The sequence below is a fragment of the Micromonospora sp. CNZ285 genome (assembly GCF_004637285.1).
Map to the genome: position 1 here is coordinate 6,560,668 of NZ_SPQD01000001.1, position 21,039 is coordinate 6,581,706.

Here is a 21,039-nt window from a genome sequence, read left to right on the forward strand (position 1 = left end):
GGCCCGGCCGGGGAGCCCCCACCCCCGTGCCGGGCCGCCGTCACCGCGTTACTCGACCCCGCAGTCCGGGGCGGACCAGTCCCTGGTGTTCGCTGACTTGTCCCGGTTGTTCTCCCGCCGCGAGTCCACGTGCGTGTGGTCGTCGTGGTCCGGGTAGCCGGGGCCGTAGATGCCGCTGAAGCCCTGGTCACGGGCGGATCGGGCGATGTCGCAGAGGCTGCGGTGCTTGGCGACCAGGTCGGCCGCGTTGCCGTAGAGGTGCTGGCTGTCCGCGGCGCCGCCGACCTGCCGGTTGCAGGCGATGCTGCGGAACCCGCTGGTCACGTAGAGCGGCTTGTCGCCGAGGCTGCGCCGCAGCGCCTCCAGCTTCCACATGGTGCGCAGCGCGTTCTCCCGGGTGGCCGACGAGGAGAGCGGACCCCCGGCCCACCCGCCCTTGCCGCAGCCGTTGTCCAGCTCGGTGTAGCTGAAGTGCTTCGGCGTGCAGTCGCTGTCCTTCTGCAGGTCGTAGATCTTGGCGAACGTCTGCGGCCCGGCCACGCCGTCGGCGCGCAGACCGTACGCGGCCTGGAAGCGCTTGACCGCGGCGGCCGTCTCCGGGCCGTACACGCCGTCGATCCGGACGATGCCGCCGTACCCGGCCCAGCCGGCCACCCGGATCTGGAGCTGCCGGACCTCGGCGCCGGAGCTTCCCTGGGACAGCGTCCGGTTCCAGGTGTAGCAGCCGTCGGCGTGCGCCGGCGGCGCGGCCACGACTGTCGCCACGGCGGCCCCGGGCAGGGCCAGCGCGAACGCGACCGCCGCCCGCTTCAGGGTGTTGACGCGCACAGAGTCCTCCCGATGTCAGAGCGGAACTGGGGTTGAACGGGCACATCGACCGGTACGTCCCGTCTCTCTCACCGTGACAGGTGAGAGGATCCTTCGTGGTGATTAGCCGAAATTGTTCTCACATCAGGCGGTTCCTGGATATCGGCTGTGAATAGTGCCTGTTTGCGAACGCGCCGCCGGGTGTCGCCCGTCGGAGGTGGGCGGTAACGTCTGCTCCCGGACCCGGGCGGCGACCTCGACGGGCGGGGAGGTGGGCGTTGGCGCGTGGCGGCGTGTTCTGCGTCGAGGGGCAGTGGCACCGCGACCTCAACGAACGAGGATCCGTCCTGCCCACGCTCGACCTGCTCGAACGACTCGGCCGCATCCGCTACATCCACAAGGACGCGGCCACCCGCGACGAGTTGTTCTACTTCGTCGACAGGTGGCTGCTCAAGCAGTATGCGGATCACCGGGTGGGCTTCTTCGCCATGCACGGCGAGCCGAGCCGGCTCTGCCTCACCGACTGGGACTCGGTCGAGCTGTCGGACGTGGCCGAGCGGATGGCCGGCCGCTGCGAGGGCCGCCGCCTCTACTTCGGCAGCTGCTCCGTGCTGCGCGCCTCCGACGCCACGCTGCGCGAGTTCCTCGACGTCACCGGCGCGGCGCTGATCTGCGGCTTCACCCGCGAGGTCGACTGGGTCGAGTCGGCCGCCTTCGAGACGGTGCTGCTCGACGTGCTCGCCAACGGCCAGCGCCACAACGCCGCCGAGGTGCGGATGCGCTCGGCGCACTGGGCACCGCTCGCCGCGTACCTCGGTTTCCGGGTCATCTACGCCAACGGCCGCGCCTGGCGGCCCTCGGCCCGCCCGCGCCTGCCCGAGCAGGTCCCGGCGCAGCGGTCCGCCGGGCGTCCGCGCTGAGAACGACGGGCACGCCTGGTAGAACCGAGGCATGGCACGCAGCATCGCGAAGAACACCCGGGTCGACCGGGACGCCCTGATCGAGTTCCTCCGCCCCCGCCACCACGTCGTGCTCATGACCACCCGCTCCGACGGGCGCCCGCAGTCCTCCCCGGTGGCCTGCGGCGTGGACGCCGAGGGCCGCCTGGTGATCTCCACCTACCCCGAGCGCGCCAAGGTCGCCAACATCCGCCGGGACCCGCGCGTCTCCGCGTGCGTGCTCTCCGACGACTGGAACGGCCCGTGGGTGCAGGTCGACGGCGTGGCCGAGGTGCTCGACCTGCCCGAGGCGCTGGAGCCGCTGGTCGAGTACTTCCGCAGCATCTCCGGCGAGCACCCGGACTGGGACGAGTACCGGTCGGCGATGGTCGCGCAGGGCAAGTCGCTGATCCGCGTCACGATCGAGTCCTGGGGTCCGATCGCCACCGGCGGCTTCCCCGCCCGGCTGGCCGACTGAATCAGTACCGGCTGAACCGGTACGCGCCGGGTCAGTACGCGACGGTGAACCGGGCGTTGCCGAACCGGGGATCCTCGATCTCGTCGACGATCGCCACCGCCAGGTCCTCGTAGGTGAGCACCGAACGGCCCTGCGCGTCGGTCACCGGGTGGTCGGTGCCGGTGCGGTAGTGGCCGGTCCGCTCACCCGGGTGGAACTCCAGCGGTGGCGGCGAGACGTACGTCCAGGTCACCCCGTCCGCGCTGGTGCGGTAGAACTCCAGCGCGTCGGCCTGGCCGTGCGCCGAGTCCCGGTACTCCTCCGGGAAGTCCGGCTCGTCCAGGTAACGGGTGCCCTTCGGCGTGAGCAGCGTCGAACCGCCGCCGACGTGGATCACCCGGGGTGGGTCCGGCAACTCACGCAACGTGTCGACCAGCGTCCGCGCGGCGTCGCGCCACAGGTCCCGCTCGCCGCCGCCGATGGCCACCACCAGCACGTCCGCATCCTCGGCCAATTCGCGTACGCTCCGCGCCGAGGTGGCGTCGCCGGTCACCGTGCGTACGCCGGGGGGTAGGTAGCCGACCGCCTCCGGACGCCGCACCGCCGCGGTCACCCGGTGCCCCCGCTCGACCGCCTCGGCCGCGATCCGCGAGCCCGCCGTCCCGCCGGCGCCGAACACGACGATGTCGCTCATGCCTCACAGGCTAGGCAGCCCACCGGCGGGCGGCGGGAAGTTCCGCCGAACCGGCTCAGTCGACGATCGCCGAGTAGACGAGCTGGCGCAGCTGGCTGCGCAGCGGGTACGTGCTCGACGGCATGAGCTGGGTGAACAGCAGCGCGGTGACCTCCTCCACCGGGTCCACCCAGAACGCGGTGCTGGCCAGGCCGCCCCAGTAGAACTCGCCGACGCTGCTGGGCACCCGCGACGGCACCGGGTCCAGCACCACCGCGAAGCCCAGCCCGAAGCCGATCCCGTCGAGGATCGTCTCGGCGAAGCCCTCCGGCGAGAACGAGGCCAGGTCCCGGTTGCCCGGCAGATGGTTGCGGGTCATGAAGCGCACCGTGCGCGGGCCGAGCAGGCGGACCCCGTCCAGCTCGCCGCCGCGCAGCAGGAACTGGGTGAACCGGTGGTAGTCGGCCGCCGTGGAGACCAGCCCGCCGCCGCCGGAGTGCCAGGTCGGCTCCGCCAGCGCGGCCCGGCCCACCCCGTCGGCGCGTACCGCCTGGCCGGTGGCCGGGTGCGGGGCGTAGAGCGCGGCCAGGCGCTTCGCGTCCGCCGCGTCCACCCACCAGCGGGTGTCCGTCATCCCCAGCGGGCCCAGGATCCGCTCGGCGAAGAACGCGTCCAGCGACTGCCCGGAGATCACCTCGACCAGGCGGCCCAGCACGTCGGTGGAGACGCCGTAGTTCCAGCTCGTGCCCGGCTGGAACAGCAGCGGCAGCCGGGCCAGCCCGGCCGAGGCCGCCGCCAGGTCCGCGCCCGCCGGCACGCCCAGGTCGAAGCCCGCCGCCCGGTACAGGCCGTCGACCACCGACACCTGGGCGAAGCCGTACGTCAGACCGGCCGTGTGGGTGAGCAGGTGCCAGATCCGGATCGGCTCGACCGCCGGCACGGTGTACGGCTTGAGCACCGAACCTCGGTCGTAGACGCGTACGTCGGCGAACTCCGGCAACCAGCGGCTGACCGGGTCGTTCAGCTCGAACCGGCCCTCCTCCCAGAGCATCATCGCGGCGACCGAGGTGATCGGCTTGGTCATCGAGTAGATGCGCCACAGCGTGTCCGGCTCGACCGGCGTACCGGCCTCCCGGTCCCGCAGCCCGTACGTCGAGGAGTGGGCGACCTCGCCGCGGCGGGTGACGACGATCTGCCAGCCGGCGAGCCGGCCGTCGTCGACGTACCGGGCGAAGTGATCGTCGATCCGCGCCAGCCGGGCGGGATCGAAGCCGACGCGGCCGGGGTCGGTGCTCACCGTGACACTCACGACGCGAACCTACCCGCCGGTACCCGCGGCCGGGAAGTGTCACTAGGGTCGGTGGCATGCCCGAGCCGGTCGAGGACGTCACCTACCGCCAGCAGGACTGGTACGCCGAGGAGCTGGCCGACCGGCACTTCGTGCGATGCGAGTTCTTCCACGTCGACCTGACCGAGGCGGTCAGCCGGGGCGCGGTCTTCACCGACTGCGTGTTCGGCAACGTGGCGTTCAACGCCTCCCGGCACACCGACTCGGCGTTCACCAGGTGCTCGTTCAGCAAGTGCAACCTCTTCGAGGCCGAGTTCACCGGCTGCAAGCTGGTCGGCAGCACGTTCGACCGCTGCGACCTGCGCCCGCTGCGGGTCGACCGGGGCGACTGGTCCTTCGTCACGCTCGCCGGCGCCGACCTGCGCGGGGCGCGGATCACCGACGTACGGATGCGCGAGGTCGACCTGACCGGCGCCGACCTGACCGGCGCGACGCTGACCGGCGTGGACCTCTCCGGCGCCCAGTTGCACGCCGCCAAGCTGATCCGGGCCGACCTGCGCGGCAGCGACCTGTCCGCGCTCGACCCGACGGCGGTGCAGCGTTCGGGCGCGCGGATCGACGCCGAGCAGGCGGTGATCCTGGCGCAGGCGCTCGGTTTCCAGGTGGGCTGAGTCCGCTGGGAAATGTGCCGCGGGTTGTCAGGTTTTCCGGACACACTCGGGCACATGACATGGTGGTCCGATCTGGTGGCGGCGGAGCCCGAGTTCGCGGCGCGGGTACGCGACCGCTTCGCGGTCCGCAAGCACGGCACGATGGCGACACTGCGGCGGGACGGCTCGCCGCGGATCAGCGGCACCGAGTTCGACTTCGGCGACGACGGGCAGCTGCGGCTGGGCAGCATGGCCGGCGCGGTGAAGGCGCGCGACCTGCTCCGTGATCCTCGGGTGGCGCTGCACAGCCCGACCGAGGACGCGCCGCCGGACGACCCGTCCACCTGGGACGGGGACGCGAAGATCGCCGGCCGGGCGCACGAGGAGCCGCCCGCCGAGGACGGCTCGCACAGCTTCCGGATCGAGCTGACCGAGGTGGTGCTCACCCGGGTCGGCGACCCACCCGACCACCTTGTGATCGAGAGCTGGCACCCCACCCGAGGCCGCCAGCGCCGAACCCGCCACTGACCCGCCGCCCCCACCCGCTGACACGCGTCGATCATGAACTTAGCGGCCTTGGATGCCCGTTTTGCCGCCGCCAACTTCATGATCGACCCGACGGTCCCGGGTGGGCGCGGTCCGCCGTGGCTGGGGTACGGGAGATCTTGGTACGGAATGGCCCCTGTGGGGGCGGAAATCCTCCAAGATCTGTCCTGCTGGGGTGGTCGGCGCCGGGCAGGCGTGGGAATTGCGTGGGCTGTTGCCTTCTGCAAGATCGCGTTCTGTGTCATCCTCCCTACGGCGAGCCACGGGGCCGGGCCGCTCGCCGCCGGTGGCCGAGGGAGGGTCGGTGGCTGAGGACGACATCGCGCGTACCGGGATCCGGGTCGGGGGCTGGCTGCCCACACCGGACGACGGGGTCGACGCGCCGGAGCGCCCCGCCGGTCCACGCCGCCTCCCCGGGGACACGGATCCCGCCACGCCCCGGACGGTGAACCCGCCGGACGGCGAGCACCCAGCGGCCGACGCGGACGATCGGGTTTCCGTGGGGGACCTGGAACCGCCGGGTACCGCTGTCTGGCCGCCTCCGCGCACCTCCGGCCCGCCGACTCCCGACCTCCCCGCCGCAGGCCCACTTCCAGCCAACATGCCCGCGTCCGGCACGCTTCCGGCAGGCCCTCCCGCGCCCGGCCCTCCTACGTCGACTCCGCCCAGCCCGGACCCGCCAGCCTCCCGGACGCTCGGACCAGGCCCGCTCGTCTCCGGGACGTCAGCGTCGGTGCCCGAGCCGCGTCCGAGTCCGCCCGGCGGCCGGGTTCCTCTGGTCGGGCCGGCTCCGATCGGGTTGCACCTGTCCGCTCCGTCGCCGGCACGGCCGGGTGGCGCTGACGAGCCGGCCGACTCCGGTCTGCCTCAACAGGTGGAGGCGAGACCGGGCCGGCACTCCGCCCGGGAGAGCGTCCCGGCACGCCTCGCCGACCTGAGCGGCGGCCTGTCCGGCCTGACCGGCGGTCTCGCCGTCCGGCTGCGCGCCGCGGCCCACGCGGCGAAGACCCGGCTGAGCCGGACCCTCGCCCCGATCGCCGGTCCGATGCGTCCCCCGCCCGACGTCCCTGCTACCCGGGTCGCGGTGGCCCGGGCCCGCCGTCGGCGCCGGCGTGCCGTGCTGGCGGCGGTGGCCGTGACCGGCCTGGTGGCGGCGCTGGCGTACGCGGCCCGGTCGTCCACGCCGCCCCCGCTGACCCGGGAGACCGCGCCCGTGGCGGCACCCGGCAACCAAGCACCGAACGACCAGGCACCCAGCGGTCAGGCACCGAGCCGACAAGCACCCAGCGACCAAGCACCGGCCACCGGAAAACCGGTCGCGCCCGGCGGGCCGCTGCTCGACGTGGACCTGGCGCCGCTGCCGGGGTCGTTGTCGCTCACCGACCTCGGTACGCGGGACTGGCGGCACTGGGGCGGTGCCGGCGCGGACAGCTTCCACCGCAAGGCGGGTGGCACCGGCGAGATCCAGGATCCGGGTGGTGAGCGGCTGGAGCACAACGCGGGCGCCTGTGATCTGCAGTGGACCGACGGCACGCCGACGGCGCGTCAGGAGGGCACCCGGGCGGGTGTCTTCCAGCGCGGCGCCGGGAAGAGCTTCACGCTCGGCGTGGCCGGGAGCGGGGATCTGCGTACGGTCCGGTTGTTCGTCGGCACGTTCTCGGCCGGCGCGCGGCTCGACCTGTCGCTGTCCAGTGGTGGTGATCCCGCCGTCCGCGAGGTCGCCCTCGCCGCGGGCGACCGCTTCTACCAGTACGTCATCCGCTTCCGGGCGGCCCCGGGGGAGCGGCTGCTGATCAGGTGGCACGCCCTGACCGTGACCGGCGGGCAGAACGACGGGGTGGCGCTGCAGGCGATCACGGTAAGCTGAGCGGCCGGTCCGGCGAGCGGTCGTCAGGTAACGAACTGGAAACGCCCGTCACTCGACATATGGCGCAAAGAGCCGTGCAGTGACACCGTGAAGCCCGTCGCACACCTGTCGTATCCGGCGGTGTCGTGACCGAAGTGGAGGGTGTGGTGGGCCAGGAGGACCGTCCGCGTACCGGCCCCGGCTCGCACCGGCACGGCCTTCCGCGTACCCGGTCCGCGTTGCGCCGGCTGCGCCGCCGGCGTCGGCTGATGCTCGAAGGGCTGGCCGCCCTTCTCTGCCTGGCGGCGCTGGCCGTCTACCTCGGCGTCGAACGGCACGACACGCCACGCGAGGAGCACGCCGGAGTGCCGGTGGCGCCGCCCGGCCGGGTCGGGCTGCCGAACGAGGCCGACGACTCGGTGGTCAACCCGGGGCTGCGTCCCCGGCAGCGGCCGCCGTCGCCGAGCCCGTCGCCGTCCACGCCGCCGCAGTCACCGACGCCCGCGCTGCCGCCGGCCGTCACCGTGACCCGCGCCGACGTGCCCGCCACCGTCGACCTCACCGCCGCCGGCCCCACCGACTGGGTCCACTGGGGGCTCACCGGCGCCGACCGGACGGTCCGCAAGCGCGGTGGCTCCGGCGAGATCCGCGACGAGGGCGGCCGAGGGCGGCGGGAGAGCTTCAGCAACAACCCCGAGGCGTACGCCTGGCGTGACGGCAACCCGGTCGCGTCGGCGAGCGGCACCATGTCCGGCGTCTACACCTGCCATCGGGGCAGCGGGTTCAACCTGTCGGTGGCCGCCGACGGGCAGCAGCGCACGGTGCGTCTGTACGCCGGGCTCTGGATGGCCCGGGGCCGCCTCGACGTGCGCGTCTCCAGCGGCGGCCCGGTGGCCACGCTCCGGATGGAGGATCCGCACACCGCGCTCACCACCGAGTTCACGATCAAGTTCCGCGCCTCGCGTGGCGCGCGGCTGCTGATGAACTGGACGGTGGAGGAGTCACTGGGCGACTGCGGCAACGTCAGCCTGCAGGCGGTGGCGTTGCGCTGAGCGGGGACAGTTTGTCCGTCGCGTACCCGGCCGGGCGTCGTACGTTTCCGTTGTCCCGTCCGACCATCCTCTGTGGAGGCCCGACCGATGACCGGCCCTGCACCCGTCGCCCCCGCCCGCCCGCGCACCGACTGTGACGTGCTGCGCGAGATCCCGATGCCGCCGTACGTGACGGTCGAGGACGTCCAGTTCGCGGTGCGGGCGGTGGTGGTGCACGCGCCGCGGGCCTGGTCGGGCGGGACCATCTGCCGCAACGACGCCAGCCCGCACCCGTGCCGGCTGCACCGGTGGGGCCGCCGCGTGCTCACCCTGCGCGGACTGCCGTCGGCGGAGATCGACGCGCTGGTCGAGCGCGGCGATCCGGCCGCCGACCCGCGCCCGTACCGCCCCGGCGCCTGAGCGCCGGGGCGGTACGGGCCGGTCAGCAGAGCGCGGGCTTCACCCAGGAGCACTCCCGCCCCTCCGGTACGCGCGGCGACTCGGGCGCGACCGGCACAGCCCGCCGGGCGTTCGCCGTCTCCTTCTCGGTGTACGAGGCGAGCGCGATGGCGATCTGGTCCTCCAGCCCTTTCACCGACGAGGTGAGGTAGTTGTTCAGCACGATCGAGAAGGCGAGCAGCCGTCCGTCGGCGTCGGTGACGTAGCCGGAGAGCGCCGACGCGCCGGTCAGGCTGCCGGTCTTGGCGTGCACGTTGTTCGCGGCGGCGGTGCCGCCCATCCGGCTGCGCAGCGTCCCGCCCACGAACCGGTCCGGGTTGCCGGCCACCGGCAGCGCGGCGTACCAGATGTCGAACCACGGTTCGGCGCGGACCGCCGTGAGCAGCGTGACGAACTGGGCGGGCGGGACGAGGTTGCGCCGGGACAGGCCGGACCCGTCGCGCTGGCGCAGCGTGCCGGTGTCCACTCCGGCGTCGCCCACGTATCCGCTGATCGCTGACAGCCCGGCCGCCCAGGTGCCGGCCCCGGACAGCTGCCTGCCGAGTTCCTTGGTGAGCACCTCGGCGTGCCCGTTGTTGGAGAGCTTGAGGAACGGCACCATCAGGTCGGCCAGCGGCATCGAGTCGTGCCGGGCGAGCGGCTTGGCGGTGTCGGGGGTGGCGGTGCCGAGCACGGTCCGGCCGAGCACCCGTACGCCGTGTCGTCGCAGCGCGGAGCGGAACACGTCGGCGGCGTACCCGGTCGGTTCCCACACGGTGACCCAGTCGCTCTCGGCGGCCTGGCCGACGGCGATCTGGCCGGTCACCACCACCGTGTTGCCGCCGTGTTCGCGCTCGAAGGAGATGGTGGTCTCGCCGTCGGCGACCGTCTCGGCCCGGTTGTCGATCCGCAGCCAGCCGTTCTCCGGCGTCATGGTGATCTTCGGCCGGGCGCCGGCCCGGGTGCCGGGGGCGGCGTGCACGATCACGGTGCCCGCGTCGTAGTCGGTGTCCGGGGCGACTGTCAGCGCCGACACCTGGGCGGAGTAGTAGTAGGGCTCGTCGTCCCAGGTCCAGTCCGGACCGAGCCGGCCCTTGTCGTAGCGGGTGTCGTCGGCGACCAGATCGCCCGCGACCACGCGTACGCCGGCGGCGGCGACCTGCTGCGCGAGGCGGTCGTAGTCGGCGGCGAGGATGGTGGGGTCGCCGCCGCCGCGCAGGTAGAGGTCGCCGGAGAGCATTCCGGCGCGGCGCGGCCCGTCGGCGCTGACCTCGGTGGCGAAACGGTGACCCGGTCCGAGGAGTTCCATCGCCGCCGCCGAGGTGAGCAGCTTGGTGTTGGAGGCGGGGATGAGCCGCCGGGTGCCGTTGCGGTCGTAGAGCGTACGACCGGTGGTGGTGTCGACGACGACCACGCCCGCCTGCGCCCCGTTGAGGCGGCTGTCGGCGAGGACCGCGTCGATGGTGGCGTTCAGCCGGGTCTGCCCGGGGGTGGGCGCTTCGGCGGTGGCGGTGGTGGTGCCGGCGGCGGCCGCGGTGGCGACCAGCGCCAGCACCGCGAGCGCCCGGGGGAATAGGCGTCGATGCATGGGACGATGCTGCCACGGAGATTTCCTCCGGGAAAGGCTCCGGCGCGAAAGGTTATTTGCGGCCCGCCGGCGCGAGCACCGCAAACCCCCGGTGTTCCCGGTACGGCTCGGGGAAAACACCTGTTCACCGGGGAGCGGCCGATCGCCGGGTTCCGTTTGACGGATGACCTGGCAGCGGGCACGGTGGGGGTGAGGGCCGGGGAACCGCCCTGCTTCCAGCGCGGCGGGACCGTGTCTCGCCCGCTTCCGGGTCGCGAGCCGACCGCGTGGGCCGTGTCGCCCGCGAAACCCGACATCCAGCCATGAGGAGTTCAGCCATGCTGACCATGACCGACAACGCCGTCCTGGTGATCCGTGACCTCGCCGCGCAGCAGGACGTCGCCGACGCGGGCGGGCTGCGCATCGCCGCCGACACCGACGCCGGCTCGCTCTCGATCGAGCTGGTGCCGCAGCCGGTGCAGGGCGACCAGGTGGTGGACACCGAGGGGGCACGCATCTTCCTCGACTCGGACGCGGCCGAGCTGCTGAACGACACGTCTGTGGACGCGGTGGTCGACGAGGAGGGCGTGGTCCAGTTCGGGTTCACCGAGAAGGAGTGAGGTCAGCCGGCGCGCTGGTCCGGTTCCGGCCGGACCAGCGCCGCCAGCACGTGCGCCAGATGGTGCGAGGTGCTCCACGCGATCCAGTTGGCCGGTGAGCCCGCGCCGGCGCCCCGCCGCGCCCGCCGGACGATCTCGTGGTCGCCCCAGGAGAAGCCGGCCCCGGCGGTCGACCAGTGCGGCGCTGTCGTGAGCGTGCGGCACAGGTCGGCGAAGCGCTCGTCGCCCCGGCCGCCCCGCCGCGACCAGCGGTACACCCACCACGCGTCGTCGGCGGCCCAGCGCAGCGTCGGGGTCCGGTCGCCTGGCTCGTCCGCGTCCCGTACCGCGCAGCCCACGCCGTAGTCGCCGTACCCGAGGCCCAGGTCGGCCAGGCGCCGCCAGAGCGACCAGTCGTAGCGGTCCAGCCGCACCGGTTCGTCCACCGGCAGCCGGGACAGCGACGGCGGCATCCCGCCCGCGGCCACCGTGACCGAGCGCCAGGCGTGCCGCCGGGCCCACTGCGCCACCCGCCGGACCCGAGGCTCGGCCAGCCGGACGTCGGCCTGGCAGCACACGTCCCCGGCGTCGAGCAGCAGATCGCACTGCTCGGGCAGCAGTCCGGTCACCCGCCACACCCGTTCCGCCGCAGCCGTCGCGGCGTCCGGACCGGCCCGGTCCGGGCCGACCCGCAACCGGACGACCGCGTGGTGCGCCCAGGCCCGGGCCGCCGCGCCGTGCGCGGCCAGCCGCCGGTCACTGTCCGCGAGACCGATGACCGGCACCAGCGGTACGCCCCAGCGGGCCGGATCGTGGTCCGCGCTGTCCGGCAGCGCCGACACGTCGACGGCGGGTAGCAGCCCGTCGGGCAGCCGGTTCAGTGCGTCCACGATGGACGGCGCGTCGGCCGGAACGTCGAGGATCGGTGCGAGCAGCGCGGCGGAGGCGCCGTCGAGCCGGGTCAGCGCCTCCAGCTCCCCGCGCCGGGCGGCCAGCACCGGGCGGTAGACCGGAGGTCGACCTCGGAGCGGCGGCACCATACTTCAATGTAGCCAGACGATTGCGCTGCGTCATGGTTTCCGGTCGGCTCCGGCGCCGGAACGGGCGTCGCAGGGGCCGGCGGAGCGAGCCGCGAAGTCGACCATCAGACCGACGTTTCCGCAGCTCAGGTCCGTCCACTGTCAGTGATCGGACAGTCCTCCGGCTGGTTGCCGGGCGCTTCGCCGACATAGCGTCGGAATCACCGAGGGGGACCGCCGACGATCGCCCGGAAGTGCACGAACGCCTCCTGCCGGCGTACCGGCGGGAGAGAGGATCACCATGCCGAGCCGCAGGGCAAGGAGGGAAACCACCGGCCAGCCGATCCCGAGCATGCGGGATGCCGCGCGCGCCGACACCGAGATCAACTCGTGTGCGCCGGTCGGGTTACCGCCCACCGCGCGCATGCTGTTCGCCGTGGTCGACGCCAACGGACGGCTCGTCCGGGGCCTCGGCGCCACCTCGGCCACCCGGCTCGCCGCCGGGATGTACCAGGTGGCGTTCGACCAGGACGTGGCCGGGGCGGCGTACGTCGGGACGGTCGGCCCGGCGACGGCGAACGGGCTGGTCCCGCAGGGCGTCATCACCGTGGCGCCGCGCTCGGGCATCGCCAACGCGGTGTTCGTCGAGACGCACGGCGCGAGCGGGCACGCGGACCGCCCGTTCCACCTGGCCGTGCTGGCCTGACCGGACCCGCAGACGAGCGCACGGCGCCGCACGACCTCCGGTCGTAACGTCGCCGCGCTCCGGCCGTCTCCCACCACCGCAGCCGTACGGCGGTACGCCGGCGGGGACCTGGCTCGACCGGCCCAGCCCGCACCGGTCTTGTCGGCAGCACATGCCCCGTCTCAGGGCATCCAAACCGGCTCGGCGTGGGGAATTCCACCATCTGCGACTCCCGGCGTGGCGGGCGCGTGATCGGGGTATGAGCGGGCCATGGAGCATTTCACGATCGCGACAGTCGCCGAGAAGAGTCCCGACTTCCGCCGCGTGCTCTGGACCGGGGAGCACACCCAGCTGGTCATCATGACCATTCCGCCGGGCGGCGAGATCGGCGAGGAGGTTCACGAGGGCATCGACCAGATCCTCACGTTCGTCAGCGGCACCGGTGAGGCGCGGGTGGCTGGGGAGAAGAAGGAGGTCGTCTCCGGCGACCTGGTGGTCGTGCCGGCCGGCACGAAGCACAACTTCGTCAACACCGGGCCGAACCCGCTGGTGCTCTACACCGTCTACGGCCCGCCGGAGCACGCCGACGGCGCGGTGCACAAGACGAAGGAGGAGGCGGACGCCGCCGAGGAGGCGGGCGAGGACGAGCCGCCCACCTCCTGACCGCAGGTATCGAGCGGGGCGCCACGACCGCGCCGGTCAGACGGGCGCCCCGCTGTGCACCAGACCCGGATACTTGACGCCGGCCCCGGTGTTCAGCACCACCACGCGCTCACCGGGCCGGATCCACCCGCCCGCGCGCAGGTGCCGGGCGGCGGTCAGGCAGGCCGCGCCCTCCGGGCAGAGCAGCAGCCCCTCCCGGGCGGCGAAGTCGCGCAGGTCGGTGAGGATCTCCGCGTCGTCCACCGCGATCGCGGTGCCGGCGCTCTCCCGCAGCGCGGCCAGGATCAGCTCGTCGCCGAGCGGGGCCGGGACGGTGATGCCGAACGCGACGGTGTGCGCGTCCTGCCACGGGGTGGCGCGCTCCTCGCCGGCCGCGAACGCCCGCACGATCGGCGCGCACCCGGTGGACTGCACCGCTACCAGCCGGGGCAGCCGGTCCTCCACCCAGCCCAGCTCGCGCAGCTCGTGCAGCGCCTTGTGGATGCCGATCAGCCCGACGCCCCCGCCGGTCGGGTAGACGATCACGTCGGGCACCTGCCAGCCGAGCTGCTCGACGATCTCGTACCCCATGGTCTTCTTGCCTTCGAGGCGGTACGGCTCGCGCAGCGTGCCGGCGTCGAAGATCCCTCCGTCCGACCCGGCGATCAGCTCGGCGATCTCCCGGCCCGCGTCGTTTATCAGGCCGTCGATCAGCCGCAGGTCGGCGCCGGCGGCGAGGCACTCCTCGCGGCAGATCGTCGGCGCGGCCAGCGGCATGGCGATCGTCGCGCCCATCCCGGCCCGCGCCGCGTACGTGGCCCAGGCCGCGCCGGCGTTGCCGTTCGTGGGCATGGCGATCCGCCGCACGCCCAGCTCCCGCGCCCGGCTCACGCCCACCGACGCGCCGCGCGCCTTGAACGACCCGGTCGGCGTCAGCCCCTCGTCCTTGACGATCAGGTCCGCGATGCCGATCTCGTGGCCGTACGCCGGCGCGCGCCACATCGGCGTCCAGCCCTCGCCCAGCGTGGTCACGCACCGGGGGTCGGCCACCGGCAGCAGTTCCCGGTAGCGCCACAGGTCGGCCGGGCGCAGCCCGAACTGCTCCGGCGCGACGGTGGCGGCCACCGCGGCGAGGTCGTAGCGGGCCAGCAGCGGCGAGCCGCAGCCGCACAGGTTCTGCAACACGTCGGCCGGGTGTTCACTGCCGCAGCGCGGGCACTCCAGGTGCGTCAGGTGCACGGTGGTCCTCAGCTCGCGTCGATGCTCAGCCAGTGCCGGCTGCGCCGGCCCGGCTCGTACGGGGAGTCGAGGCGTTTCGCCACCACTCCCGGGAGCCCCTGCTCACGGGCGGCCCGTAGGGCGTCCGCGCCGACTCCCGGGAACCACGGCGGAGTCTGCCAGTGCGGACCGGTGAGCGCCAGACCGTCGAGCAGGTCACGGCGTTGCGCGTACGGCACGTCGAGGCTGGACACGCCCTCCAGCCAGAGCAGGTCGACGGCGAGGAACTGACCGTCGCGCCGGGTCGGCGGACGGACCCGCCCGGCGCCGTCGATCCGGACCAGCACGCCGTCGAGCACCGCCTCGGCCGGGGCCAGCGCCTCGGCCATCGCCCGCGCCCAGGGGTACGACCCGGTGACGTCGGTGTCGTCGCCGTCGAGCAGCCGCAGCCGGCCGCCCGAGACGTACGCCATCGCGCGCACGCCCGCCCAGCGCAGCTCGTACCCCCAGGCGGCGGCGTCGCGCGGCAGCCGCCCGCCCTCGGCGGGCCGCATCGGGCGGACCAGGTCGGGCATCGGCGTCCAGCCCTCCGGCGCCGGGTCGGTGCGCCTGATCATCCAGTCCCGGCCCCGCCCGCCGGTGGCGAACAGGACGTACCGGCCCTTCGTGCGCTCGCCGTCGAGCACCACGATCACCTCGTCGTCGCGCCACTTCTCCGCGCGGTAGGTGCCGGTGTCGTGCACTGTCATCCGCCCGCCGCCGTACTCCCCGGCGGGGATCTCCCCGTGGAACGTCAGGTACTCCATCGGGTGGTCCTCGGTGTGCACGGCCAGGTGGTTGCGGCCCGGGTCGCGGGGCAGGCCGCGCGGCACCGCCCAGGAGGCCAGCACGCCGTCGTGCTCCAGGCGCAGGTCCCAGTGCAGGCTCCGGGCGTGGTGCTGCTGGATGACGAAGCGGGGCGCGCGCCGCGCGGACCGCTTCCGGCCGGGAGGCCGCTCGGGCACCGGTTCCGGGGTACGCGCGGCGTCCCGTTTCCGCCGGTACTCCTCCAGCCGGTCCGCCATCCCCGCATCCTCCCCCAGACCCGCCGTACGCGCCGGGATGCCGGTGTGTGTGCGGCCAACCGGGGTAGAACGGGGGACATGGACAGCGACCAGCCCACCCTTCCGCTCGCCGGCGACGTCCGGATCCCGCTGCTCGGCTTCGGTACGTGGCAGGCCACCGGTGAGGCCGGTTTCCAGGCGGTGCTCGCCGCGCTGGACGCCGGCTACCGGCACATCGACACGGCCACCATGTACGGCAACGAGAAGGAGGTCGGGCGGGCGGTCAAGGAGAGCGGGCTGCGCCGCGAGGACGTCTTCATCACCACCAAGCTGCCGCCGGACCGGGTGGGCCGGGAGCGGGAGACCATCGAGGCCAGCCTGGCCGCCCTGGACACCGACCACGTCGACCTGTGGCTGGTGCACTGGCCGCCGTCCGCGCCGGGCGACAGCATCCCGGTGTGGCGGGAGATGCTCGCCGCGCGGGACGAGAACATGGCGCGCACGGTCGGGGTGAGCAACTACTCGATCGGGCAGATCGACGAGCTGATCCAGGCCACCGAGGAGACGCCGGCGGTCAACCAGATCCGCTGGAGCCCGTCGCTGTACGACAGGCACACGCACGCCGCCCACCGGGACCGGGGCGTGGCGCTGGAGGGGTACAGCCCGTTCAAGACCAGCGACCTGTCCGACCCGGTGCTGGTCCGCATCGCCCAGGCGCACGACGTGTCGCCGGCCCAGGTGGTGCTGCGCTGGCACATCGACCACGAGATCGTGGTGATCCCGAAGTCGGTCACGCCGGAGCGCATCCGGGCCAACGTCGACGTGTTCGGGTTCTCGCTCACCGCCGAGGAGATGCGCGACATCGACGCACTCGCCGGCTGAGGCGTACCCGCGAAGGGGGCGCGGTCCGCGACGGACCGCGCCCCCTTCGCGTGCGGTGGTCAGCCCCGGGCGCAGGTGGAGCCGTTGAGCGTGAAGCTGCTCGGCGCGGAGTAGCTGCCGTTCAGCGTCGCCTGGTAGCCGAAGCTGGTGGACGCCCCGGGCGCCAGCGTGCCGTTGTAGCCGGCGTTGCGGGCGGTCACCGCCGAGCCGCTCTGGCTCACCGTGGCGTTCCACGCGTTGGTGACTGTCTGCCCGGAGGGCAGGTTGTAGTTCAGCGTCCAGCCGTTGATCGTGCCGGAGCCGGTGTTCTTGACCGTCACGTCGGCGGTGAAGCCGTTGTTCCACACGTTCGCCGCCTTGTAGGTGACGGTGCAGGACGCGCCGCCCGACGGCGGGGGCGTGGTCGGCGGGGCCGACGTGGGCGGCGGGTTGGAGCCGGTGTTGACGCTCTGCGAGAACGAGTTCACCGCGAGCCCGACGCCGCCCTGCCACGGCTCGAACCCGGCCTGGATGCTGGTCAGGTACCAGTCGTTGGTGATCGCGCCCCGGTTACGGGTGTCGTTGATGAACGCCATCGCGTCGAAGCTGAAGCTGGGGATGGCCGACGGCGCCACGTACGAGATGACGTTGTTGGAGCCGTTGCTGCCGCGCCAGACCTCCCAGGTCCGGCCGGCGATGCTGGCGTTGCCGACCACCGAGCCGATGGGCTGGATCGGCCCCTGCCGGTTGAGCCAGATCATGATCTCCATCTGGTTCACGCCGTCACGCTTCGGCGACGGGTCGAGCCAGATGTCGTACGCGGCGTCGTAGATCGCGCCGCTGACGTAGTTGTAGCTGATGCTGGCCGGCGCGCTGCTGATGTTCTTCACCTGCACCGGCAGGTTCGTGCCGGGCGAGCAGTTGGTGTAGTGGCAGCCCACGAAGATCGACGGGTAGGAGACCGGCGCCCCGTTGGTCGGCGCGGAGCCGTCCGCGCGGGTGATCGAGAAGCCGGTCGAGGTGACGTTGATGCACTGCTGGGCGCTGGTGCCCCAGCGGTTGTTCTGCACCACGTACTTGCCGCCGATCGTGGTCGAGCCGTACTGATCGCAGATCTGGGTGTCGGCGGAGGCGGTGCCGCCGAGCGCTACGGCGACGAGGGTGCCGGCGGCGAGCAGTCCGGCCGCCGCGAGGGCCCTGAGTGGACGCTTCATGATGCTCCTTGGCTCGGCGCGGGACGGCGCCGGTTCGGTCGGTGATACGGGCGGGAGCGCTCCCACGATGCAAGGAACACATTTACATGTCTCGAATCATTGCGCAAATGCGCCGGGCTCGTTAACGCTCCGCGTCCGGCCGGTGGCGCGAGTGACGGTCGCGGCCGCCCCCTTCCCCCAGATGGTGGCGGGATTCCTGCCGGTGGGACGGGGTGCGTCGCCGACCGGCGGCCCGCGCCAGGGCGCACGGGCACTTCCGCCGCCTGGTTGCGGCGAGTAATGTCTTGCCTCCAACGCGTTCCGATCCCCCTCCGGAGGCGTACCCCGTGATGGGTGGTTCCCCCCTGCGCATCCTCGTCGTCGGCGCGGGCATCGCCGGCCTCGCCGTGGCCCGGGCGCTGCGCCTGGCGGGGTTCCGGCCCGACGTCACCGAGCGGCTGCCACCCACCGAGACGATCGAGACGGGCCTCTACCTGCCCGGCAACGCCGCCCGGGCGATGCGCCGGCTCGACCTCGACGGGCCGCTGCGCCCCCTCGGTCAGGTGATCCACCGGCAGCGCTTCCTCGACGCCGCCGGGGCGCCGCTGTGCGAGGTCGACCTCGACGCGCTCTGGGCCGGCGTGGGGGAGTGCCGTGCGCTGCCCCGGGCCGAACTGCACCGGGTACTGCTCACCGGCGCCGGCGGCGCGGTGCGCCACGGCGCCGAGGTGAGCACCGTCGACCCGCTGCCCGGCCGGGTCGCCGTCGGCTTCACCGACGGCACCACCGCCGAGTACGACCTGGTCGTCGGCGCCGACGGGCCCCGCTCGGCGGTACGGACGCTCGCCGCGCTCGGCGGACCACCACGCCCCGCCGGGCAGGTGGTCTACCGCGCCCTGGTGCGCGGCGGCCCGCGCATCGCGGACTGGACCGCCCTGCTCGGCCAGCGGGCCGGGTTCCTCGTGGTGCCGCTCGGCGCCGGACGGCTCTACTGCTACGCCGACGAGGCCGGCACCGACCTGCCCGCCGACCCGGTCGCCCGCCTGCACGAGCTGTTCGGCTCCTACGGCGGCCCGGTGCCCGAGGTGCTGGCCGCGCTGGAGACCGTGTGCGTGGAGCGCACCGAGGAGGTCGAGCTGGGACGCTGGTTCCACGGCCGGGTGCTGCTCGTCGGTGACGCCGCTCACGCCACCGCGCCGACGCTGTCGCAGGGTGCCGCCATGGCGCTGGAGGACGCCGTCGTGCTCGCCGAGTCGCTGCGGGCCGCCGGCAGCGTCGACGCCGCGCTGATCGCGTACGAGAGTCGCCGCCGCCCGCGTACCCGCTGGGTGCGGGACCGGACCCGGGACCGCAACCGCACCCGCGACGTGCCGCCGGCGCTGCGCGACCCGTTGCTGCGCGGACGCGGCGGCCGGATCTTCCGGGAGCACTACCGGCTCCTGACCGGTCCCCTCTAGAGGGCGGGAGATCGTAGCCGCCCACCCCACGCGGCGGGGCCACCTACCGGGGACTATCCTCCCTACGGATGACGGCTGCGCCGATGACCAGCGCGCCGAGCGGGACAACCAGAACCGGAGGCCACTCGTGACCACCGTCGCACCCAAGCCGGTCGTGACCCGGCCCTGGCCGGTCCGCGAGCCGGTCAAGGGGTCGGCCATCGCGCGGCTGCTGCGCACCACGGACGCGAAGCAGATCGGGATCATGTACATGGTCACCGCGTTCGTGTTCTTCATGATCGGTGGCCTGATGGCCCTGATCATGCGTGCCGAACTCGCGCGACCGGGCCTGCAGTTCCTGTCGCCCGAGCAGTACAACCAGCTCTTCACGATGCACGGCACGATCATGCTGCTGTTCTTCGCGACGCCGATCGTGTTCGCCTTCGCGAACTACGTGGTGCCGCTGCAGATCGGCGCGCCGGACGTGTCGTTCCCCCGGCTCAACGCCTTCGCCTACTGGCTGTACCTGTTCGGCGGCACGCTCGCCACCGCGGGCTTCATCGCCCCGGGCGGGGCGGCCGACTTCGGCTGGACCGCGTACACGCCGCTGAGCACCGCCGACCACGCCCCGGGCGTGGGCGCCAACATGTGGGTCGTCGGCCTGGCCATCTCCGGTCTGGGCACGATCCTCGGCGCGGTCAACCTGATCACCACGATCCTGACCCTGCGCGCGCCCGGCATGACCATGTTCCGGATGCCGATCTTCACCTGGAACATGCTGGTCACCAGCCTGCTGGCGATCCTGGTCTTCCCGCTGCTGGCCGCCGCGCTGTTCGCGCTCGCCGCGGACCGCCTGATGGGCGCCCACGTGTACGACCCGGCGACCGGCGGGCCGATGCTGTGGCAGCACCTGTTCTGGTTCTTCGGTCACCCCGAGGTGTACATCATCGCGCTGCCGTTCTTCGGCATCATCAGCGAGATCATCCCGGTGTTCTCCCGGAAGCCGATCTTCGGCTACAAGGGCCTGGTGGCCGCCACCATCGCCATCGCCGCCCTGTCGATGAGCGTCTGGGCGCACCACATGTTCGCCACCGGCCAGGTGCTGCTGCCGTTCTTCAGCTTCCTGAGCTACCTGATCGCCGTGCCCACCGGTATGAAGTTCTTCAACTGGATCGGCACCATGTGGCGGGGCCAGATCACCTTCGAGACGCCGATGCTGTTCTCGATCGGCTTCCTGGTGACCTTCCTCTTCGGTGGTCTCACCGGTGTGCTGCTGGCCAGCCCGCCGCTCGACTTCCACCTGCACGACTCGTACTTCGTGGTGGCGCACTTCCACTACGTGCTCTTCGGCACCATCGTGTTCGCGGTGTTCGCCGGCATCTACTTCTGGTTCCCGAAGATGTTCGGCCGGATGCTCGACGAGCGGCTCGGCAAGATCCACTTCTGGCTGACCATGATCGGCTTCCACACCACGTTCCTGGTGCAGCACTGGCTGGGCAACGAGGGCATGCCGCGCCGGTACGCCGACTACCAGGCCGCCGACGGCTTCACCACGCTGAACACGATCTCCACGATCGGCGCGTTCATCACCGGTATCTCGACGCTGCCGTTCATCTGGAACTGCTGGAAGTCGTACAAGACCGGCCCGGTCGTCGAGGTCGACGACCCGTGGGGCCACGGCAACTCGCTCGAGTGGGCCACCAGCTCCCCGCCGCCGCTGCGCAACTTCGACCGCATGCCGCGCATCCGCTCCGAGCGGCCGGCGTTCGACGCGAAGTTCCCCGAGCTGGCCGCCGGGCAGAGCCTGGCCGGTCCGCCCGAGGGTGGTGCCAAGCCGCTGACCAGCGAGGTCAACGGTGGCGCCAGCTACCAGGAGGACACCGCAGGCAACCTCGACCAGCGCTAGCACCACCGCACCGCCGCGTCGAGACGGGCGCCGCACCCCTTGCCGGGGCGCGGCGCCCGCCCTTTTCCCCACCCGCGATCCCTGCGCCCGCGCTCCCTGCGTCGATCATGAAGTTAGCGGGATCGGCGTCCAATTTGTCCCCGCTAACTTCATGATCACCGGACTGGGTTCCGGCAGACCCAGGTTCGGCCGGGCC

Annotated in this window: 21 protein-coding genes; 13 read left to right on the forward strand and 8 right to left on the reverse strand. The window is 72.8% G+C overall.

What is annotated here, in order from left to right; all coding sequences use genetic code 11:
• Positions 1-48 precede the first annotated feature (48 nt).
• Positions 49-828, reverse strand: a complete 780-nt coding sequence (locus CLT75_RS30445; protein WP_135243542.1) for a M15 family metallopeptidase — start codon at positions 826-828, stop codon at positions 49-51.
• A 257-nt stretch (positions 829-1,085) separates the two neighbouring features.
• On the opposite strand from CLT75_RS30445, the gene CLT75_RS30450 reads away from it, so the two are divergent.
• Together CLT75_RS30450 and CLT75_RS30455 are read left to right on the forward strand one after the other, a co-directional pair.
• Positions 1,086-1,727, forward strand: a complete 642-nt coding sequence (locus tag CLT75_RS30450) for a DUF6642 family protein (protein WP_135243543.1) — start codon at positions 1,086-1,088, stop codon at positions 1,725-1,727.
• 31 nt (positions 1,728-1,758) lie between these two features.
• Entirely contained in the window at positions 1,759-2,223 is a 465-nt protein-coding gene (locus tag CLT75_RS30455; RefSeq protein ID WP_030272926.1) for a PPOX class F420-dependent oxidoreductase, read from the forward strand.
• 31 nt (positions 2,224-2,254) lie between these two features.
• Here CLT75_RS30455 and CLT75_RS30460 read toward each other — a convergent pair whose 3' ends face one another.
• Positions 2,255-2,896 (reverse strand): NAD(P)-dependent oxidoreductase, encoded by a 642-nt coding sequence (locus CLT75_RS30460; RefSeq protein WP_135243544.1) that lies wholly within the window; start codon positions 2,894-2,896, stop codon positions 2,255-2,257.
• A gap of 55 nt (positions 2,897-2,951) precedes the next feature.
• Positions 2,952-4,184: a serine hydrolase domain-containing protein gene (locus tag CLT75_RS30465; RefSeq protein WP_135243545.1), complete on the reverse strand. Its 1,233-nt coding sequence runs from the start codon at positions 4,182-4,184 to the stop codon at positions 2,952-2,954.
• Positions 4,185-4,240: 56 nt separating this feature from the next.
• Between CLT75_RS30465 and CLT75_RS30470 the strand changes: the two genes are divergently transcribed.
• From CLT75_RS30470 to CLT75_RS30490, 5 genes are all read left to right on the forward strand, one after another.
• Positions 4,241-4,834, forward strand: a complete 594-nt coding sequence (locus CLT75_RS30470) for a pentapeptide repeat-containing protein (protein ID WP_135243546.1) — start codon at positions 4,241-4,243, stop codon at positions 4,832-4,834.
• Between the two features lie 54 nt (positions 4,835-4,888).
• Entirely contained in the window at positions 4,889-5,341 is a 453-nt protein-coding gene (locus tag CLT75_RS30475; RefSeq protein ID WP_135243547.1) for a pyridoxamine 5'-phosphate oxidase family protein, read from the forward strand.
• An 892-nt stretch (positions 5,342-6,233) separates the two neighbouring features.
• Positions 6,234-7,226: a hypothetical protein gene (locus CLT75_RS33540; protein ID WP_486485305.1), complete on the forward strand. Its 993-nt coding sequence runs from the start codon at positions 6,234-6,236 to the stop codon at positions 7,224-7,226.
• 125 nt (positions 7,227-7,351) lie between these two features.
• Positions 7,352-8,257: a hypothetical protein gene (locus CLT75_RS30485; RefSeq protein WP_486485306.1), complete on the forward strand. Its 906-nt coding sequence runs from the start codon at positions 7,352-7,354 to the stop codon at positions 8,255-8,257.
• 87 nt (positions 8,258-8,344) lie between these two features.
• Positions 8,345-8,656: a hypothetical protein gene (locus CLT75_RS30490; RefSeq protein ID WP_135243549.1), complete on the forward strand. Its 312-nt coding sequence runs from the start codon at positions 8,345-8,347 to the stop codon at positions 8,654-8,656.
• A gap of 22 nt (positions 8,657-8,678) precedes the next feature.
• On the opposite strand, the gene dacB is transcribed toward CLT75_RS30490, so the two are convergent.
• Entirely contained in the window at positions 8,679-10,262 is a 1,584-nt protein-coding gene (dacB, locus tag CLT75_RS30495; RefSeq protein ID WP_135243550.1) for a D-alanyl-D-alanine carboxypeptidase/D-alanyl-D-alanine endopeptidase, read from the reverse strand.
• Positions 10,263-10,579: 317 nt separating this feature from the next.
• Between dacB and CLT75_RS30500 the strand changes: the two genes are divergently transcribed.
• Positions 10,580-10,861 carry an iron-sulfur cluster biosynthesis family protein gene (locus tag CLT75_RS30500; protein ID WP_047894073.1) on the forward strand — a complete coding sequence of 94 codons (282 nt, stop codon included), beginning with the start codon at positions 10,580-10,582 and terminating at the stop codon, positions 10,859-10,861.
• A gap of 2 nt (positions 10,862-10,863) precedes the next feature.
• On the opposite strand, the gene CLT75_RS30505 is transcribed toward CLT75_RS30500, so the two are convergent.
• On the reverse strand, positions 10,864-11,880 hold the full coding sequence (locus CLT75_RS30505) for a beta family protein (protein WP_209310408.1): 1,017 nt from the start codon (positions 11,878-11,880) through the stop codon (positions 10,864-10,866).
• Positions 11,881-12,211: 331 nt separating this feature from the next.
• Between CLT75_RS30505 and CLT75_RS30510 the strand changes: the two genes are divergently transcribed.
• Positions 12,212-12,565 (forward strand): hypothetical protein, encoded by a 354-nt coding sequence (locus CLT75_RS30510; protein WP_486485307.1) that lies wholly within the window; start codon positions 12,212-12,214, stop codon positions 12,563-12,565.
• A gap of 249 nt (positions 12,566-12,814) precedes the next feature.
• Entirely contained in the window at positions 12,815-13,207 is a 393-nt protein-coding gene (locus CLT75_RS30515) for a cupin domain-containing protein (protein ID WP_013284343.1), read from the forward strand.
• Positions 13,208-13,243: 36 nt separating this feature from the next.
• On the opposite strand, the gene CLT75_RS30520 is transcribed toward CLT75_RS30515, so the two are convergent.
• Together CLT75_RS30520 and CLT75_RS30525 are read right to left on the reverse strand one after the other, a co-directional pair.
• Complete coding sequence (locus CLT75_RS30520) at positions 13,244-14,425, reverse strand: threonine synthase (RefSeq protein ID WP_135243552.1); 1,182 nt, start codon at positions 14,423-14,425, stop codon at positions 13,244-13,246.
• An 8-nt stretch (positions 14,426-14,433) separates the two neighbouring features.
• Entirely contained in the window at positions 14,434-15,468 is a 1,035-nt protein-coding gene (locus CLT75_RS30525) for a DNA polymerase ligase N-terminal domain-containing protein (RefSeq protein ID WP_135243553.1), read from the reverse strand.
• A 78-nt stretch (positions 15,469-15,546) separates the two neighbouring features.
• Here CLT75_RS30525 and CLT75_RS30530 point away from each other — a divergent pair, with 78 nt between their 5' ends.
• A complete protein-coding gene (locus tag CLT75_RS30530; protein ID WP_135243554.1) occupies positions 15,547-16,329 on the forward strand; it encodes an aldo/keto reductase family protein in 783 nt (260 codons plus the stop codon).
• A 59-nt stretch (positions 16,330-16,388) separates the two neighbouring features.
• Here the strand turns inward: CLT75_RS30530 and CLT75_RS30535 are convergent, their stop codons facing one another.
• Complete coding sequence (locus CLT75_RS30535) at positions 16,389-17,522, reverse strand: glycoside hydrolase family 12 protein (RefSeq protein ID WP_135243555.1); 1,134 nt, start codon at positions 17,520-17,522, stop codon at positions 16,389-16,391.
• Between the two features lie 329 nt (positions 17,523-17,851).
• Here CLT75_RS30535 and CLT75_RS30540 point away from each other — a divergent pair, with 329 nt between their 5' ends.
• Positions 17,852-18,958, forward strand: a complete 1,107-nt coding sequence (locus CLT75_RS30540; RefSeq protein WP_135243556.1) for an FAD-dependent monooxygenase — start codon at positions 17,852-17,854, stop codon at positions 18,956-18,958.
• Positions 18,959-19,085: 127 nt separating this feature from the next.
• Entirely contained in the window at positions 19,086-20,843 is a 1,758-nt protein-coding gene (gene ctaD, locus CLT75_RS30545) for an aa3-type cytochrome oxidase subunit I (protein WP_013284349.1), read from the forward strand.
• Positions 20,844-21,039 lie beyond the last annotated feature (196 nt).